General features: G+C 73.1%; 19 protein-coding genes. 5 read left to right on the top strand and 14 right to left on the bottom strand.

The genetic code is table 11. The annotated features are described in order from the left end of the window. Positions 1-37: 37 nt before the first annotated feature. Genes ACPFP2_RS17775 through ACPFP2_RS17715 form a run of 13 tightly spaced genes read right to left on the bottom strand, consistent with a single transcriptional unit; the run spans position 38 to position 11411 of the window. The gene (locus tag ACPFP2_RS17775) at positions 38-466 is read right to left on the bottom strand and encodes a PIN domain-containing protein (RefSeq protein ID WP_424090284.1); all 429 of its coding nucleotides are present in this window, start codon (positions 464-466) and stop codon (positions 38-40) included. Further along, positions 463-681, bottom strand: coding sequence for a type II toxin-antitoxin system VapB family antitoxin (locus tag ACPFP2_RS17770; protein WP_424090283.1), 219 nt, complete (start codon positions 679-681; stop codon positions 463-465). Before ACPFP2_RS17770 ends, ACPFP2_RS17775 begins: the two co-directional genes overlap by 4 nt. A gap of 28 nt (positions 682-709) precedes the next feature. Beyond that, a complete protein-coding gene (locus ACPFP2_RS17765) occupies positions 710-1720 on the bottom strand; it encodes an amidohydrolase family protein (RefSeq protein WP_424090282.1) in 1011 nt (336 codons plus the stop codon). After that, complete coding sequence (locus ACPFP2_RS17760) at positions 1720-2244, bottom strand: 3-hydroxyanthranilate 3,4-dioxygenase (RefSeq protein WP_424090281.1); 525 nt, start codon at positions 2242-2244, stop codon at positions 1720-1722. Before ACPFP2_RS17760 ends, ACPFP2_RS17765 begins: the two co-directional genes overlap by 1 nt. Beyond that, positions 2241-2669 carry a RidA family protein gene (locus tag ACPFP2_RS17755; RefSeq protein ID WP_088979341.1) on the bottom strand — a complete coding sequence of 143 codons (429 nt, stop codon included), beginning with the start codon at positions 2667-2669 and terminating at the stop codon, positions 2241-2243. The genes ACPFP2_RS17760 and ACPFP2_RS17755 overlap by 4 nt, the downstream gene beginning before the upstream one ends. Beyond that, the gene (locus tag ACPFP2_RS17750) at positions 2669-3442 is read right to left on the bottom strand and encodes a 2-keto-4-pentenoate hydratase (protein ID WP_424090280.1); all 774 of its coding nucleotides are present in this window, start codon (positions 3440-3442) and stop codon (positions 2669-2671) included. Before ACPFP2_RS17750 ends, ACPFP2_RS17755 begins: the two co-directional genes overlap by 1 nt. Next, positions 3439-4566: a 4-hydroxy-2-oxovalerate aldolase gene (gene dmpG / locus ACPFP2_RS17745; RefSeq protein ID WP_424090279.1), complete on the bottom strand. Its 1128-nt coding sequence runs from the start codon at positions 4564-4566 to the stop codon at positions 3439-3441. Before dmpG ends, ACPFP2_RS17750 begins: the two co-directional genes overlap by 4 nt. Beyond that, positions 4563-5495, bottom strand: coding sequence for an acetaldehyde dehydrogenase (acetylating) (locus ACPFP2_RS17740; protein ID WP_424090278.1), 933 nt, complete (start codon positions 5493-5495; stop codon positions 4563-4565). Before ACPFP2_RS17740 ends, dmpG begins: the two co-directional genes overlap by 4 nt. 37 nt (positions 5496-5532) lie before the next feature. Further along, positions 5533-6327, bottom strand: coding sequence for a 2-keto-4-pentenoate hydratase (locus ACPFP2_RS17735; protein ID WP_424090277.1), 795 nt, complete (start codon positions 6325-6327; stop codon positions 5533-5535). 56 nt (positions 6328-6383) lie between these two features. Continuing rightward, positions 6384-7865: a 2-hydroxymuconic semialdehyde dehydrogenase gene (locus ACPFP2_RS17730; RefSeq protein WP_424090328.1), complete on the bottom strand. Its 1482-nt coding sequence runs from the start codon at positions 7863-7865 to the stop codon at positions 6384-6386. Positions 7866-7885: 20 nt separating this feature from the next. Beyond that, entirely contained in the window at positions 7886-9220 is a 1335-nt protein-coding gene (locus tag ACPFP2_RS17725) for an FAD-dependent oxidoreductase (protein WP_424090276.1), read from the bottom strand. Continuing rightward, positions 9217-10494: a kynureninase gene (gene kynU, locus ACPFP2_RS17720; RefSeq protein WP_424090275.1), complete on the bottom strand. Its 1278-nt coding sequence runs from the start codon at positions 10492-10494 to the stop codon at positions 9217-9219. The genes ACPFP2_RS17725 and kynU overlap by 4 nt, the downstream gene beginning before the upstream one ends. 14 nt (positions 10495-10508) lie before the next feature. Next, complete coding sequence (locus ACPFP2_RS17715; RefSeq protein WP_424090274.1) at positions 10509-11411, bottom strand: tryptophan 2,3-dioxygenase; 903 nt, start codon at positions 11409-11411, stop codon at positions 10509-10511. Between the two features lie 146 nt (positions 11412-11557). Between ACPFP2_RS17715 and ACPFP2_RS17710 the strand changes: the two genes are divergently transcribed. The 3 genes from ACPFP2_RS17710 (at position 11558) to ACPFP2_RS17700 (ending at position 13568) form a co-directional block, all read left to right on the top strand. Next, positions 11558-12034: an Lrp/AsnC family transcriptional regulator gene (locus tag ACPFP2_RS17710; protein ID WP_424090273.1), complete on the top strand. Its 477-nt coding sequence runs from the start codon at positions 11558-11560 to the stop codon at positions 12032-12034. 229 nt (positions 12035-12263) lie between these two features. Next, the gene (locus ACPFP2_RS17705; RefSeq protein WP_424090272.1) at positions 12264-12740 is read left to right on the top strand and encodes a hypothetical protein; all 477 of its coding nucleotides are present in this window, start codon (positions 12264-12266) and stop codon (positions 12738-12740) included. Positions 12741-12752: 12 nt separating this feature from the next. Continuing rightward, positions 12753-13568: a class F sortase gene (locus tag ACPFP2_RS17700; protein WP_424090271.1), complete on the top strand. Its 816-nt coding sequence runs from the start codon at positions 12753-12755 to the stop codon at positions 13566-13568. 38 nt (positions 13569-13606) lie between these two features. Here ACPFP2_RS17700 and ACPFP2_RS17695 read toward each other — a convergent pair whose 3' ends face one another. Continuing rightward, positions 13607-14152, bottom strand: coding sequence for an HNH endonuclease (locus ACPFP2_RS17695; RefSeq protein ID WP_424090270.1), 546 nt, complete (start codon positions 14150-14152; stop codon positions 13607-13609). 321 nt (positions 14153-14473) lie between these two features. Here ACPFP2_RS17695 and ACPFP2_RS17690 point away from each other — a divergent pair, with 321 nt between their 5' ends. Continuing rightward, the gene (locus ACPFP2_RS17690) at positions 14474-15529 is read left to right on the top strand and encodes a mechanosensitive ion channel family protein (RefSeq protein WP_424090327.1); all 1056 of its coding nucleotides are present in this window, start codon (positions 14474-14476) and stop codon (positions 15527-15529) included. A 247-nt stretch (positions 15530-15776) separates the two neighbouring features. Beyond that, positions 15777-17174 (top strand): MFS transporter, encoded by a 1398-nt coding sequence (locus tag ACPFP2_RS17685; RefSeq protein ID WP_424090269.1) that lies wholly within the window; start codon positions 15777-15779, stop codon positions 17172-17174. Positions 17175-17230: the final 56 nt, after the last annotated feature.

Here is a 17230-nt window from a genome sequence, read left to right as displayed (position 1 = left end):
ACCCGGGCGGCGCACGCACGGGCGAGCCAGGGTGCGGTCAGGCGAGGGTGCCGGGTGGGGCGACCCACTCCGACCGGGGCCCGCCCACCTCGGCCAACAGGTCGAAGTCACGGTCGTAGTGCAGGACGGTGGCCGAGTACTCGGCGGCAGCGGCGGCGACCAACACGTCCACCGGGCTGGCGGCGCGATGGTGTCCTCGGGACGTGAGCGCCAGTTGCAGGTCCCGCGCCCTGGTGGCCACCGCCGACGTGATCGGAAGGTCGACCATCAGTTCCGCCCGACGCGCCCGCACCGCCATCGCGTCACGGAAGTCGCGGACACTCCGCCCGTCCTCCAGATCGAGCGGTACGCAGGTCGCCGCAAGCCCCTCCTCGAGGATGGTCGCGATGCGCTTCCACACGACGGGTTGCCGGAGTCGGCCCCACGCCGACGTGTCTATCAGGTACAGCCCAGCAGGTGGGTTCACGCCGCGTCCTGCTCACCCCGGGGAGTCTTGTCATCCTCCAGCAGGCCGGTCCAGTCACGGTCGATCGAGAGCAGTTCACGGATCGCCTCGACTCGCCTGCTCCGCTCCGCCACCAGCCGCAGGGCGGCATGGATGGTGTCCTTCTTGCTCTTGGTGCCGAGTTCACGCCTGGCCCGTTCGAGCAGTTCGTCGTCGAGATCAATGACAGTCTTCACCGAAGCAGTATATATCTCCGCCTGCTGGTTATATACCGCTCGTGTCGAGGAAGCGCAGCGCGTTGCCGCCGAGCAGCATGCCGCGCTGCGCGTCGGTGAGGAAGTCCGCCCGATGCACCACCCGGCCCACCGGCCGCTCCCCCAGCGGGTACGGATAGTCGCTGCCGAGCAGCACCCGGTCGACGCCCATCGTGTCGACCAGCAGCCGCAGCGCGGCCGGCTCGAAGACCACCGAGTCCACGCAGAACCGGTCCAGATAGGAGCTGGGCGGCGCGGCGGAGACACCGCGTACCAGGTCACCGCGGCGGTGCCAGGCGTTGTCGGCCCGCCCCACCCAGAACGGGAAGCTGCCCCCGCCGTGCGCGAAGCAGATCCGCAGCGTCTCCGGCACCCGGTCGAAGACGCCGCCGAGGATCATCGCCAGCACCGACAGGTGGGTCTCGGCGGGCATGCCGGTCAACCAGCGGGCCATCCACCGGTCCAGCCGGGGCCCACCGGGCATGTCCCACGGGTGCACGAAGACCGGCGCGCCCACCTGGGCGCAGTGGGTCAGGAACTGCACGATCCCCGCGTCGTCCAGGTCGCGGTCGCCGACGTGGTTGCCGATCTCCACGCCCGCGTGCCCCGCCGCCAGGCAGCGGTCCAACTCGGCGCAAGCCGCGTCCGGGTCCTGCAACGGCACCTGGCAGAACGGCACCAGCCGCCCGCCGCCCGCCGCGGTGACCTCCAGCGTGAGGTCGTTGAAGATCCGGGCCACCTTGACCGCCTGGTCGGCGGGACGGTCGTAGCCGAAGAAGACCGGGGTGGGCGAGACCACCTGCACGTCGACGCCGTCGGCGGCCATGTCGGCCAGCCGGGTGTCGGCGTCCCAGCACTGCGCGCCGACCGGCCGGAACTCCGACTCCCCCACCATGATCATGGCGGCGCGCTCCGAGTCCACCCGCAACCAGGGCCAGCCGGACCCGCCGCACGCCGCGGCGAGATCCGGCCACCCCTTCGGTACGACGTGCGTGTGCACGTCCACCACCGGTCCGCCCATCAGCCCTTGCCCGGATGCAGCGCGCCACAGTCGTCGCAGGTGCGGGCGGACTCGTCGGCGTAGAACGCCTGGAACACCGGCGGCAGGTCGGCGGCGATGTCGCGGACCTGGAGCTCCACCTCGTGCACCTTGTGCCCGCACTCCGGGCAGTACCACTGGAACTTCTCCAGCGTGCCCTCCTCGCGGACCCGCTCGACCACCACGCCGATCGAGCCGGCCTCCGGCCGCTGCGGCGAGTGCGGCGTGTCGCGCGGCAGCATCCACATCTGGCCCTCGCGCACATGCACCGTACGCGGCCCCTCCGGGGTCATCAGGTTGATGTGCATGTTGCCCTTGACCTGGTAGAAGAACTCCTCGTACGGGTCGACGTGGAAGTCGGTGCGCTGGTTGGGCCCGCCGACCACCATCACGATGAAGTCGTCCGAGCCCGGGAACATCTCCCGGTTGCCCACCGGCGGCTTGAGCAGGTGCTGGTTCTCCGCGATCCACCCGGGAAAGCTGAACGGCTCCGCGATCTCACTCACGACTGACCTCCTGACGGAAGAAGGGCCACGGCCTGGATCTCGATCAGCAGGTGCGGGTGCGGAAGCTGGTGCACCGCCACGGTCGTCCGGGTCGGCCCGGTGGCGTCGAAGAACTCCGCCCACACCTCGTTGTACCCACCGAAGTCGTTCATGTTGACCAGGTACGAGGTCACCTGGACGAGGTCGGTGAGGTCCGCGCCCACCGACCGGAGCAGGTCCCGGACGTTGCCGATGACGGCCCGGGTCTGCTCGCGGATGTCGAGGTCCGTGGTGCCGAACTCGTCCACCCGCACCCCGGCGAAGGTGTTGTCCGGCCGCCGGGACGACGTACCCGAGACGAAGACGAACCCGCCCGCGACCTTGACGTGCGGGAACGCCCCGCGCGGCACGGCCTTGCCGGCCACCACCCGGGCCTCGCTCCCGATCACGACGAGGCCCGCAGCGACGCGGTGCCGAGCTTCTCCACCACGGCACGGACGTGGGCGCCCGGACGCAGCGGCACGGCCGCGGTGGCGGCGCCGGCCAGGAAGACCCAGCCCTGCCGCAGCCGCACCCCGTGCCGCCCGGCGAGCCGGATGCCCTCGTCGAGGGCCCGGCGCGGATCGCCGAGGATCGCCGCGGTGGACCCGGTCTGCGCGACCCGCCCGTCGATCTCCAGCAGCACCCCGAGGTTGTCCAGCCCGTCCGGCACCGGCGACCACGGCCCCACCACGAAGGCGGCGGCCGAGGTGTTGTCGGCCACGACGTCCGGCAGCGAGAAGGAGAAGTCGGCGAACCGGGAGTCGATCAGTTCGATCGCCGGGGCCACCGCGCGGACCGCGTCGGTGAACGCGCCGACCGGCTCACCCGGGTCGGGGAGGCGGTCCAGCAGGAACGCCACCTCCGGCTCGACCCGGGGGTGGATGAAGTCGGCGACGTCGACCGTGCCGCCGTCGGGCACCCGCATCACGTCGGTGAGCCGGCCCCAGATCACCTCGTCCACGCCCATCTGCGCCATCTTCGCCCGGCTGGTCAGCCCCATCTTCAGCCCGACCACCCGCTCGCCCCGGTCGACGCGACGCTGGATCAGCGCCGTCTGCACCGCGTACGCGGCGTCGACGTCGAGGCCCGTCTCGGCGGCGAGCTGCGGCACCGCGGTGGCGGTGTCGGCGGCCGCGCCCAGCTTCTCGGCGATGCCCGCGACGTCCGGCCCGATCACCGTGCCACCTCCGTCCGCGATCGCGGCACCGCGCCCGGCTCGCTCTTCCCGCTCACGCCAGCCTCCTCCTCGCGCCGACCGGCGAGGTCGAGCGCCACGTCCACGATCATGTCCTCCTGGCCGCCGACCATCCGCCGGCGGCCCAGCTCGACCAGGATCGAGCGGACGTCCACCCCGTACTTCGCCGACGCCCGCTCGGCGTGGCGCAGGAAGCTGGAGTAGACGCCGGCGTACCCGAGGGAGAGGGTCTCCCGGTCCACCTGGACCGGCCGGTCCTGCAACGGGCGGACCACGTCGTCGGCGGCGTCCATCAGCGCGAAGACGTCGCAGCCGTGCTTCCAGCCGTGCAGCTCGGCGACCGCGACGAAGACCTCCAGCGGCGCGTTGCCGGCCCCGGCGCCCATCCCGGCCAGCGACGCGTCCACCCGGACGGTACGGCCGTGCGGCGCGTCCGGGCCGGCCGGCCCGTCGCCGGCGATCCGGCCGTGCTCGACGGCGACGACGCTGTTGGCCACCCCGAGCGACAGGTTGTGGTGGGCGTGGATGCCGATCTGCGTGTCCGGCCGGAGCACCTGCCGGTACGCGTCCACCCGCTGCGCCACGTCCGACATCAGCAGCCGGCCACCGGAATCGGTGACGTAGACGCAGTGCGCGCCGTACGACTCCATCAGCCTGGCCTGCGCGGCCAGCCCCGCCGCGTCGTTCATGTGCGACATCATCAGGAACCCGGAGACGTCCATGCCGTTCTCCCGGGCCCAGGAGATGTGCTGGGCGGAGATGTCGGCCTCGGTGCAGTGCGTGGCGATCCGGACGCTGGTCACCCCGAGCGCCTTCGCCGCCTTCAGGTCGGCGATGGTGCCGATGCCGGGCAGCAGCAGGGTGGTCAGCTTCGCGTTCGTCATCACCTCGGCGGCGGCGGCGATCCAGTCCGCGTCGCTCGCCGCGCCGTGGCCGTAGTTGACGCTGGAGCCGGCGAGACCGTCGCCGTGCGCCACCTCGATCGCCGCCACCCCGGCCGCGTCCAGCGCGGCGGCGATGGTCCGGACCTGGTCGACGGTGTACCGGTGGGCGATGGCGTGCATGCCGTCGCGCAGCGTCACGTCCTGGATGTAGAGGTCGGTCATCGGGTCGTCACCTCGGCGCGCAGGGCCACCAGCCGCTGCGCGGTACGCAGCGCGGCCGACGTCATAATGTCCAGGTTCCCGGCGTACGCGGGCAGGTAGTGCCCGGCCCCGGAGACCTCCAGGAACACCGAGACCTGGAGCCCGGTGAGGTGGCGCCCCAGCGACGGCACGTACGTGTCGACCCGGTCGAACTGCACGTCCTGCTTGAGCCGGTATCCGGGCACGTACTCCTGCACGGTCGCCACCATGTCCGCCACCGAGGCGGCGACGGCGGCCCGGTCGGCGTCGGCGTCCGGGCAGAGGCAGTAGACGGTGTCGCGCATCAGCAGCGGCGGGTCGGCCGGGTTCAGCACGATGATCGCCTTCCCGCGCTCCGCGCCGCCGACCACCTCGATCGCCCGGGCGGTGGTCTCGGTGAACTCGTCGATGTTGGCCCGGGTGCCCGGCCCCGCCGACTTCGAGGCGATCGAGGCGACGATCTCGCCGTACGCCACCGGGGTGACCCGGCCGACGGCGGCGACGATCGGCACGGTCGCCTGCCCACCGCAGGTCACCATGTTGACGTTGCGCTCGTGCAGGTGCTCGTCCAGGTTGACCGGGGGCACCACGTACGGGCCGACGGCGGCCGGGGTCAGGTCGACCACGGTCCGGCCGTGCGCGCGCAGCACCGCGTCGTTGTGCCGGTGCGCCCCGGCCGAGGTGGCGTCGAAGACCAGCTCGACGTCGGCGAACTCGGGCAGCGCGACCAGTCCGTCCACCCCGTCGGCGGTGGTGGCGACGCCCAGCCTGCGGGCCCGGGCCAGGCCGTCCGAGGCCGGGTCGATGCCGGCCATGGCGACCATCCGCAGGCTTCCACCCAGTCGCAACACCTTGATCATCAGATCGGTGCCGATGTTGCCCGACCCGATCACCGCCACCCCGACACTCATGCCGCACCTTCCTCGTACGCGACCGCGGGGCCCGCGTTCACGACAGCCCCTGGGAGAAGCAGGTCCGCACCGAGCCGAGCCCGGAGATCCGCGCCTCGTACGCCCCGCCCGGGACGACCGGCACCACCGGGCCCAGCGACCCGGAGAGGACCACGTCCCCGGCGCGCAGCGGGTCCCCGGCGCGGGCGAGCGTGCCGGCGAGCCACTGCAGGGCGTTGAGCGGGCTGCCCATGCAGGCCGCCCCGGCGCCGACCGAGACCGGCTCCCCGGCGTGCTCCAGGACCATGCCGGCCAGCCGCAGGTCGACGTCGGCCAGCCGGCGCGGCGTGGTGCCGAGCACGTACATGCCGCTGGAGGCGTTGTCGGCGACGGTGTCCACGATGGAGATGTCCCAGCCGGCGATCCGCGAGTCGACGATCTCGATCGCCGGCAGCACGTGGTCGACCGCGCCGATCAGGTCGACGGTGGTGACCCGCTCCTCGGTCAGGTCCCGGCCGAGCACGAAGGCGACCTCCGCCTCCACCCTGGGCTGGATCAGCCGGTCGATCGGCACCTCGACGCCGTCGGGAACCGCCATCACGTGGGTCAGCAGCCCGAAGTCCGGCTGGTGGACGCCGAAGCTGTCCTGCGTCGCCCGGGAGGTCAGCCCGATCTTCGCGCCCACCCGGCGCTCGCCCCGGCCCTGCCAGGCCCGCGCCTGGAGCTGCTGCACCCGGTACGCCGACTCGACGTCCCCCTCCGGCAGCAGCCGCCCCCGCAGCGGCGCGCAGGGCTTGCCGCTGGTCCGGGCCTCGGCCAGCTCCCGGTTGGCCGCTTCGATGTCGACTGTCATCCCCGCTCCTCGCTGCGCTCGCTCACGACGTCGTGCATTCTGCCCGCTGCGCGCGGTCACGACAGGTCCACGCAGACGTTGGTGAGTTCGGAGTAGAAGTCGAGGGAGTGCACGCCGCCCTCCCGGCCGATGCCGGAGGCCTTCACCCCGCCGAACGGGGTGCGCAGGTCACGCAGGAACCAGGTGTTCACCCAGACGATGCCGGCGTCCAGCCGCGCCCCGGCCCGGTGCGCCCGGCCGACGTCGCGGGTCCAGACCGTCGCCGCCAGGCCGTACTCGGTGCCGTTGGCCAGCGCGTACGCCTCGTCCTCGTCGTCGAAGGGCGCCACGTGCACCACCGGGCCGAAGATCTCCTCGGTGTTGGTCCGGGTCTGCGGGCCGAGCCCGGTCAGCACGGTCGGCTGCACGTACGCGCCGCCGTCGCGGGCGTCGCCGAAGCGGGGCACCCCGCCCCCGGTCAGCACCTCGGCGCCCTCGGCGCGGGCCAGCCCGTAGTGACCGAGCACCTTGTCCCGGTGCCCGTGCGAGATCAGCGGCATGTTCACCGTGGCCTCGTCGGCCGGCCAGCCGTACGCCAGCTCGCCGGCCCGCTTCGCCAGCCGGGCGGTGAACTCCTCGAAGACCGGACGCTGCACGTAGATGCGTTCGGTGCAGAGGCAGACCTGGCCACCGTTGGTGAAGCTGGAGCGCACCGAGCCGGCGACCGCCGCGTCCAGGTCGGCGTCGGCGAACACCAACCCGGCGTTCTTGCCGCCCAACTCGAAGCTGACCGCCTTCACCCCGTCCGCCGCGGCCCGCATGATCGCGCCGCCGGTGGCCGACTCGCCGGTGAAGGTGATCGCGTCGACGCCGGGGTGCCGGGTGAGGAACTCCCCCGCCGAGCCGGGGCCGAAGCCGTGCACCAGGTTGAACACCCCGTCGGGCACGCCGGCGGCCGCCATCACCTCGGCGAGCAGGGTCGCCGAGGCCGGGGTCTCCTCACTGGGCTTGACCACCACCGCGTTGCCGCACGCCAGCGCGGGAGCCACCTTCCAGGTGAGCAGCAGCAGCGGCAGGTTCCACGGCACCACCACCGCGACCACGCCGACCGGCTTGCGGACGGCGTAGTTGAGCGCCCGACCGCCGGTCGGGGTGACCGTGGTGAACGACTCGGTCGGCGCGGTCGCCACGATCTCGGCGAAGGCCCGGAAGTTGGCCGCGCCGCGCGGGACGTCCAGGGTGCGGGCCTGCGAGATGGCCTTGCCGGTGTCGGCGACCTCGGCGGCGACCAGGTCGTCGAAGCGGCGCTCCAGTTCGTCGGCGATCCGGCGCAGCACCTCGGCGCGCTCCCGCTCCCCCGTCCGGCCCCACGGCCCGCGCAGCGCCGCCCGGGCGGCGGCCACCGCGTCGTCCACCGTGGACTCCGACGCCTCGACCACCTCGAAGACCGGCTCACCGGTGACCGGGCTGCGCTTGGTGAACCGCGCCCCGGCGTCGACGAACTCGCCGCCGACGAAGTGGCGCAGCAGGCCCGGCCCGTCCGGCGCGTGCCCGGCCATCAGCCGGGGATCCCAGCGGCTCATCCGCGCCTGCCCCGTCCGATCGCCGCGCCGACCACGCCGGCCAGCACCGCCGCCGCCCCGACGGCCACCGCCGCCAATGTCGCGTACTGCCGGCGCACCCGCCGCCGCACCTCGGCGTACGGGGTGGTGGAGAAGGAGACCAGCTCGTACTGGGAGACGTACCGGCCGGGCAGGGCCCGTTCCAGGGCGTGCTCGATGCGCTTGCGGGCCTGGAACACGGGGGAGGCGACCTTGTCCCGCATCTCGACGAAGTTGGCCAGCGCCATCCGGGCGATCGCCTCGGCGTTCTCCTGCCGCCGCCGCTGGTAGAGCGGGAGCGCGGCGGACCAGTCGTCACCGGTGTCGTCCAGGCAGCGGTCCAGTTCCACCACGTCCTCGAAGGCGCAGTTCGCGCCCTGGCCGTAGAAGGGGACGATGGCGTGCGCGGCGTCGCCGATCAGGCCCACCCGCCCGTCGACCTGCCACGGCGCGCACCGGACCGTGCCGAGCACCCCGATCGGGTTGTGCCGGTAGTCGTCGACCAGGTTGGGCGCGAGCGGGAGCAGGTCCGGGTAGTGGGTGGCGAAGTGCCGTTCGATCGCGGCCGGGCTGCCCAGCGAGGCGAAGCTCGCGGTGCCGTGGGTGGGCCAGAACAGCGTGCAGGTGAAGGAGCGGTCGGGGTTCGGCAGCGCGATCATCATCGAGGTGCCGCGGGGCCAGATGTGCAGCGCCGCCGGGTCGAGGGCGAACTCGCCGCCGACCGGTGGGATGGTCAGCTCCTTGTAGCCGTAGTCGAGGAAGTCGAGGCTCTCGTCGAGCACGCCGTACCCGAGGAGTTGCCCGCGCACCGCGGAGCCGGCGCCGTCGGCGCCGAGGACGACCGACGCGGTGGCGGTGACCTTGCCCTGCGGGGTCTCGAAGGTCATCTCGCTGTCGGCCGGGTCGAGACCGACCAGCCGGTGGTCGAAGGCGATCCGCACCCCCGGCAGCGCGTCGGCGGCGGTGAGCAGGGCGTTGTTCAGCGCGCCCCGGCTGATCGAGTTGATCGCCCGGTCCCCGGCGACGCTGTACGGCTGGAACTGCGGCTCCCCGGCGACCGGGTGGATCATCCGGCCGCGCATCGGCAACGCGTCCGCCATCACCTGATCGGCCAGCCCGATGCGGCGCAGCGCGTCGAGCCCCCGCTCGGAGAGCGCCAGGTTGATCGAGCGACCCCGCTCGACCTGCCCGGTACGCGGGTCCGGCCGCCGCTCGTAGAGCGCGACCGGATAGCCGCGCCGGGCCAGGAAGCAGGCCAGCAGGCAGCCGGCCAGCCCGGCCCCGACCACCGCGATCTCGTCCCGTTCGCTCATCGGCTCTGCTCCACCGTCGCGGCCAGCGCGTCGGCGACCCGCCAGCAGTCGTGGTACGTCGAGTACAGCGGCACCGGGGCGAACCGGACGACGTCCGGCTCCCGGGCGTCGGCGACCACCCCGTGCTCGTGGCGCAGCCGCTTGGTCAGCTCGGCGGCGCTGCCCGCGCCGATCCGCACCGAGAGTTGACAGCCGCGCCGGGCCGGGTCGCGCGGGGTGACCACGGTCAGCGGCCGGTCGGCGGTGACCTCGTCGAGCAGCCGCTCCAGGAAGCCGGTGAGCCGGACGCTGCGCTCCCGCAGCGCCGGCATGCCGACGGAGTCGAACAGCTCCAGCGAGGTGCGCACCGGCCCCATCGCGAAGATCGGCGGGTTGGAGATCTGCCACGCCTCCACGGTCGCCGGTGGGCGGGAGACCGGGGTCATCTCGAAGCGGGTGGCCGCCTCGGTGCTCCACCAGCCCTCGAAACGGGGCAGGTCCGCGTCGCCGAGGTGCCGCTGGTGGACGAAGACGCCGGCCAGCGCGCCCGGGCCCGAGTTGAGGTACTTGTACGAGCACCAGGCGGCGAAGTCCACGTCCCAGTCGTGCAGCGCCAGCGGGACGTTGCCGACGGCGTGCGCCAGGTCCCAGCCGACGACCGCGCCGGCCGCCCGACCGGCGGCCGTGATCGCCGCGATGTCCATCAACTCGCCGGTGAGGTAGCTGACCCCGCCGAGCAGCACCAGCGCGACCGTGTCGCCCTCGGCGGCGAGGAAGTCGGTGACGTCCTCGGTCCGCAGGGTCTCCTCGCCGGGGCGGGGCTTCAGCCGGACCACGGCGGTGTCCGGGTCGAGGCCGTGAAAGCGGGCCTGGCTGCGCACGGCGTAGGAGTCCGAGGGGAAGGCGGCGTCCTCGACGACGATCCTGCTCCGCCGTCCCACCGGCCGGTAGAAGCTCACCATCAGCAGGTGCAGGTTGACCGTGAGGGAGTTCATCACCACGGTCTCCACCGGCAACGCGCCGACCAGTCGCGCGGCGGGGCCGGTCAACAGCTCGTGGTACGGCAGCCACGGCCGCTCGGCCTCCAGGTGCCCCTCGACGCCGAGCCGGCTCCACGCGTCCAGGTCGGCGAGGAGTTCCGCGCGGGTGGCCCGGGGCTGGAGGCCGAGCGAGTTGCCGGCCAGGTAGGCGGCCTCCGGATAGCGGCCGCCGTCGGCGGGCGGCACGTGGAAGAGGTGGCGGTGGCCGGGGTCGGCCTTGTCGAGCCGGTGGGCCTCCTGCTCCGGGATGCGCATGTCCGTCCTCCGGGTCACATCGCGGTCCGGGCCGACCACAGCTCCGGGAAGACCACCCGGGCCATGCTCCGTTGCAGCCAGGCCAGGCCGGCGGAGCCGCCGCTGCCGACCTTGGCGCCCATCGTGCGCTGGACGGCCTTGACGTGGTTCCACCGCCAGTCGCCGAACTGCTCGGCCACCTCGACGAGCGCCTCGCCGAGCAGGCGCAGCTGGTTCTCCGGGCCGCCGTCGTCGTAGATCGCCACCCAGGCCGCCTCGACCGCCGGGTGCGGCTGGTGCTCGACGGCGACGTCCCGGTCGAGCAGGTCGGCGGGGAGGTCGTGGCCGTGCCGGGCGAGCAGGGCGAGCACGTCGTCCCAGAGGCTCGGGGCGGCGAGGGTGGCGCGCAGCTCGTCGTGCACCTGCGGCTGCCGGCGGAACGGGCGGATCAGGGCCGGGTCGCGCAGGCCGAGCAGGAACTCCAGGTGCCGGTACATCGCGGACTGGAAGCCGGAGCCCTCGCCGAGCAGGTTGCGGAACCGGTTGAAGTCGGCCGGGGTCATCCAGCGCAGCCCGCGCCAGGCGGCGTTGAGCCCTTCGAGGTGCAGCGCGGCCCGGCGCAGCGGGGCCAGCGCGTCCCAGACCCGGTCGGCGCGCAGGTCCTGCTGGGCCTGACGCAGCTCGTGGCAGGTCAGTCCGAAGTAGAGCTCCATGATCTGACTGACCATGAGGAAGGACATCTCGCCCGGGTCGTCGCTGAGCGGCTGCTGCAACCGGTGCAGGGTGCTGGCGTGCACGTACGCGTCGTACGGCACCCGGTCGGCGAACTCGAGCGTGGGCTCGCCGCCGTTGCGGGCCGCCCTGGCGGCCCGTTGCTGGGGGGTGGCCGGGCGCACCGCCGCGGTCAGGGTGGGCGCCCGCAGGTCCGTCTGCTCCACCTTGTCGTCTCCTCCCTGAGCCGGATACGACATGATCCCGCGGTCGGATCAGCGGATGGAATGCCGATTCCACGGTCATCACCGGTGATCACCTTCGAGTCGGAAGCCGTCCGGGGCATCTGACTTCAGGGAGGTAAAGTTCGGGCGTGGACGACATGGACTGGGCGCTGCTGCGGGAACTCCAGGCCGACGCGCGCCTGTCGTACAGCGAACTGTCCCGACGGGTGCACCTGTCCCCGCCGGCGGTGGCCGAGCGGGTCCGTCGGCTGGAGGAGGCCGGGGTGATCACCGGCTACCACGCCCACGTCGACCTGACCCGGGCCGGCCGCAGCGTGCTCGCGCTGATCCGGATGTCCTGCTACGGACCGCGCTGCATCCTGCACGACCCGGAGGTGGCCGGCTGGCCGGAGATCCGGGAGATCCACCGCATCACCGGGGACGCGTGCAGCATGCTCAAGGTGGCCGCCGGGTCGATGGAGGGGTTCGAGGCGGTCATCGACCGGCTCGCCCCGTACGGCCAGCCGTCCAGCACCATGGTGCTCTCCACCCCGCTGGAATGGCACCCGGTCGGCCCGCTGCCGCCGCGCGCGGACTCGCCGCCCCCGCCCGCCCGACGGCGCTGAGTCCGGCGCCGACCGATCGTGACTGGATGTCACCCCCGCTCCGGTGGCGGCAGCAGTACCTCGGACACCACCCCAAGCCACTGTCAGTGACACCGTCCGTTGGTTTGGCACCGGGCCAGCGGGAATGCAGGCCCGAACACCCGTCGCAGGATTCCGGCGATCGTGCCGGGAGGGGAGAATCATGCGGGGGCTCATCGGGCACCGTCGTGCCTTTACCGCCGTACTGGCGATGTTCACACTGGTCGCGGCCTTCGTGCTGGGGACGGCCACACCGGCCCGGGCGGGGGAGAACACCTTCGTCGAGGTCACCCCGAACACCGCGCAGGCCGGGACCCGGGTGAACATCCGGGCCAGTTGCGACACCGCCAACAACCAGCAGGCCAGCGTGCAGTCCGACGCCTTCGGACGGGTCGTGGTCCGGCCGGACAACGGCTTCCTGACCGGGGCGGTCACCATCCCCGGCGGCAAGGAGCCGGGCGACTATCCGGTCAACCTGCGCTGTCCCGACGGCAACACCGCCCAGACCACGCTGACCGTGCTGAACATGGCCCAGCCGAGCAAGGGTCCGGCGACCGGGGGTGGCGGCACCGCCGGTGACCGGGGAGTCGGTTCGCTGCTGCTCGTCGGCGGCCTGGCCGTGGTCGCCGTGGTGGCGGGCCTCGGAGTATTCGGCGGGGGCCGCCGTCGGGCCGGGACCGGGTCCTGACCCCACGCCGCCATGGCTCGCGCACGCTCGCGTACGCCACGGTCGGGCCGGGTCCGGGCCGCCGCCCGGCTCGCCGCCCGCGCGGCCGGCCGCTTCCGCCGGGTGGCCGGCCAGGCCGTCTCCGCCAGTGTGACCACCGCCGACCCGGTCACCCACGCCGCTCCGGTACGACCGGCTACCCGACGCCCGTCCCGGCCGGGCCGCCACCGGGGCCGGAGTCCGGGCCTGCCGGTCATGGTGGTCGCCGGCCTGATGGCGCTGATCGTCGCCCTGCTCGGCGTGGAACAGGTCACCGGCCTCAGCGTGCTGCCGGACCGGTTCATCGCCGGCCTGCGGCCGCCGCCGAGGAAGTTCCCGGTGCTGCCGGGCAGCCCGCCGACCGGGATCGCGATCGACCGGCTCGACCTGCGGGCGGCGGTGCACCACGTCGGCATCGCCCCGGACGGCAGCATCGGGGTGCCGGACGCCGCCCGCGCCCACGAGGCGGGCTGGTACGACCAGGGCCCGACCCCCGGCCAGTACGGCCCGGCCGTGATCGTCGGGCACGTCGACACCACCACCGGACCGGCCGTCTTCCACGGACTCAAGGAGCTGCGCGACGGCGACGAGGTGGAGGTGACCCGCCAGGACGGGAAGGTGGCCGTCTTCGAGGTCGACCAGGTGGAGCGACACGGCAAGGAGAAGCTGCCGGTGGACGAGATCTACGGCGACTTCAGCCGTCCCAACCTGCGCCTGATCACCTGCGGTGGCCGCTGGGTCGGTGGCGACACCGGCTACGCCGACAACGTGGTGGTGTACGCCTCACTGGTCCGGGCGCGCGGGGGCTGAGCGCACCGACCCGCCCACCCGCTGCGCCGCGCAGCGACTCAGGCCGCCTCGGCCTCCCGCAGCGGCTCGCGCAGGTCGAGCCAGTCGGCCCAGCGCGGGTCGGGTGCCCGGTGCCCGAGGACCCGCCAGGCCGTCCCTTTCGGGGCGGCGGGGTGGTTGTGCAGCCGCCAGCCCAGCTCGGCCGGGGTCTTGTCGCCCTTGGTGTGGTTGCACCGGGCGCAGGCGGCGACCACGTTCTCCCAGGCGTGCCGGCCGCCCCGGCTGCGCGGGAAGACGTGGTCGATGGTCTCCGCCGGCCCCCGGCAGTAGGCGCACCGCCAGCCGTCGCGGGCGAAGATGGCCCGCCGGGAGAGCCCGACGTGGGTCCGGTACGGCACCCGGACGAAGCGGGTCAGCCGGACCACGGACGGGACGGGGAGGGCGTTGCGGGCGCTGTGCAGCACGCCGTCGCCGTCGGCGACACAGACCGCCTTGGCGGAGAGCACGAGGATGGCGGCGCGACGCACCGACACGACACACAGCGGCTCGTAGGTGGCGTTGAGAACCAGCGCGCCGGAGCCCACCGTGGGTCGTATGTCAGGCATCGTGCTCACCCTCCCGGTCCAGCCGCTCCCACCGCTGGCCACGCCGGCCGTGCCCCGGGCAAGGGGGTGACCACGACCGACGCCGGCGGGATCACCGACGTCCGTTGCGCCAATAGTCCCTGATAAGAACCCGGATTGCACGTACTAATCCGGGGTCCCCGGTGAAGCTTCTTCCGGTCGTGTGAAGATGACCGGTTCGGCGACGGGTGATCATGATGGTCACGGCCGCCGGGCAGCCGGTGGGTCGGCGGCCGACCGCCGGGTCGGTTGCGGTACGAAGACAGGGTGAGCCCCACCGATCTGACGATCCTCGCCGAGCCGATCATCGACCCGTCGCCGTCGCAGGACTGCCTCAACGACACCCTGTGCAAGGGCGTGCTGGAGGTGACCGGCTCCACCTGGTTCGCCGAGGGCAGCTACTGGATCCTGCTCAAGCCGCTGCGGGTGGTCCTGATCCTGCTGCTGGCGTTCGCCGCCCGCTGGGCGCTGCACCGGACGATCAACCGGCTGGTCCGTACCACCAGCGAGGGCGCGGTGCCGACGATGCTGCGGCCGCTGCGCGAGCGGATCCCGTCCGCGTCGCTCGACCCGCAGGAGTTCGTCCCGGAGCGCCGCCGGCAGCGGGCCGAGGCGATCGGCTCGGTGCTGCGCAGCATGGTCACCGCCTTCGTCTTCGGCATAGCGCTGCTGATGGTCCTCAAGGAGTTCAGCTTCGACCTGGCACCGCTGCTGGCCAGCGCCGGCATCGCCGGCGTCGCGCTCGGTTTCGGCGCGCAGAGCCTGGTGAAGGACCTGATCGCCGGCCTTTTCATGCTCATCGAGGACCAGTACGGCGTGGGCGACACGGTGGACCTGGGCGAGGCGACCGGCGTGGTCGAGTCGGTGGGGCTGCGGGTCACCACGGTCCGGGACGGACGCGGGGTGCTCTGGTACATCCGCAACGGCGAGATCGTCCGGGTCGGCAACAAGAGCCAGGGCTGGGCCCTCGTGGTGGTGGACCTGCCGATCGGGTTCGCCAGCACCGAGGAGGCCACCGCCGTGCTGCGTACCGCCGCGGCCTCGATGACGATGGACCCGGAACTGGCCCCGGAGATCGTCGAGGAGCCGGAGGTGCTGGGCGTCGAGCAGATGACGGTGGACGGGGCGGTGATCCGGACGGTGGTCAAGACGACGGCGGACGGCCAGTTCGCCGTCGGACGGGAGCTGCGCCGCCGGCTGGCCGAGGCGCTGGAGAACTCGGGCATCACCGCGAAGATCGCCGCCGCCCGGCTCTATCCGGGTCTGCCGCAGGTCCCCTCGACCGCCGCCCCAAGCGGCGTCACCGGCGCCCCCGGCACCGGCGGCCCTCCGCCCACGGGCCAGGGCGGAGCGACCTGACCTCGCGATGGCCCGTCCGGCGGCGATGACCCGAAATCCGGGGCTTCCCGACCGCGTGACCCCTCGGGTATCGTCCGTTCGTTCAGTCGGAGATGCGACGATCCATCCGTTCACCCTAGCCAGTTCTCAGACGATCGGGCAGAATCCGGTGCACGCGCTCCGCGGAGCGTGATCATGTCCTCGCTGATCCGTAGATCTGACGACAGGGCCCCGGCAAGGCCGTCACGAGTGGCCGTCGGCGGGCTCGATGGAGGCGACGGTGTCCGACGAGCGACCCTCTCCGGACGGGCCGGCAACCTTCCGTGACGTGTTCGGCCAGCCCGAGTACCGGGCGGTCCTCACCGCGAGCCTCCTCTCCTGGATCGGCGACTACGTGGCGAAGGCCGCGGTCACCGTCCTCGTCTACCGGGAGAGCGAGTCGATCGCGCTCTCCGCCGCCGCGTTCGCGGTCAGCTACCTGCCCTGGCTGGTCGGCGGGCCACTGCTGGCCGCCCTCGCGGAGCGGTACCCGTACCGGCGGGTGATGGTGGTCTGCGACCTGGTCCGAATGGCGCTGATGACACTGATCGCCGTGCCGGGCATGCCGGTCTGGGCGATCCTGGCCCTGCTCTTCGCCACCACGCTCGCCAACCCGCCGAGCCAGGCCGCCCGGTCGGCGCTCATGCCGACCATCCTCAGCGGCGACCGACTGGTCGTCGGGCTGTCGCTGAACGCCAGCTTCGGCCAGGCCGCCCAGGTGGTCGGCTACCTGCTCGGCGCGGCCGTGGCCGCCTGGAACACCACCGCCGCGCTGCTGATCAACGCGGCGACGTTCGCCGTGTCGGCCGTGCTGGTGCGCTGGGGCGTACGCGAGCGGGCGTCGGCGATGACCGCCGCGCACCGTACCCACCTGCTCCGGGAGACCGGCGAGGGGTTCCGGATCGTCTTCGGCAACCCCGTCCTGCGGGCCATCGCCGTGCTGGTCTTCAGCGCCATGCTCTTCTCCATCGTCCCCGAAGGGCTGGCGGCGGCGTGGGCCGGCGAGCGCACCGACGCCGGCATGGACACCGGCATGGCACAGGCCGTGATCATGGCGGCCAACCCGGTCGGCTTCATCCTCGGTGGACTGCTGGTAGGCCGGGCGGTCGCGCCGGCCCGCCGGCTCACCCTGATGCGCCCGCTGGCGGTGGCCGCGCCGCTGGCGCTGGTGCCGGCGCTGTTCGACCCGCCGCCGCTGGTGGTGGCCCTGCTCGCGGCGACCTGCGGCTTCGCCGTCGCCGGCCTGCTGCCGACCGCCAACGGCCTCTTCGTCCGTGCCCTGCCGAACGGCTTCCGGGCCCGCGCCTTCGGCGTGATGGCCACCGGCATGCAGGTCATCCAGGGCGGCGCGGTGCTGATCACCGGGCTCGTCGCCGATCACTTCCCCATCCCGACGGTGGTCGGCCTGTGGAGCGCCGGCGGCGTCCTGCTGATGCTGTTCACCGCGCTGCGCTGGCCGGACCGGCAGACCGTCGAGGCGGCCGTCGAGGCGGCCGACCGGGCCAACTCCGAGGAGCCGGCCGGTGACCGGCCCCACTCCCCCGCCAGCCCCCGGTGCCGCGACGGGCAGCCGGCCGTGGAGGGCCGCACCGGCGAACGGGGCCGCCGCAGCCACGCTGTGACGTGATCGGCAGCCGCCCCGGCCGGTACGCGGCGACCGGCGGCCCGGGGCACCTGGCAGGA

It is taken from the genome of Micromonospora citrea (genome assembly GCF_049629545.1).
Classification (GTDB): Bacteria; Actinomycetota; Actinomycetes; order Mycobacteriales; family Micromonosporaceae; genus Micromonospora; species Micromonospora citrea_A.
This window is presented reverse-complemented; position numbering and strand designations above follow the sequence as displayed.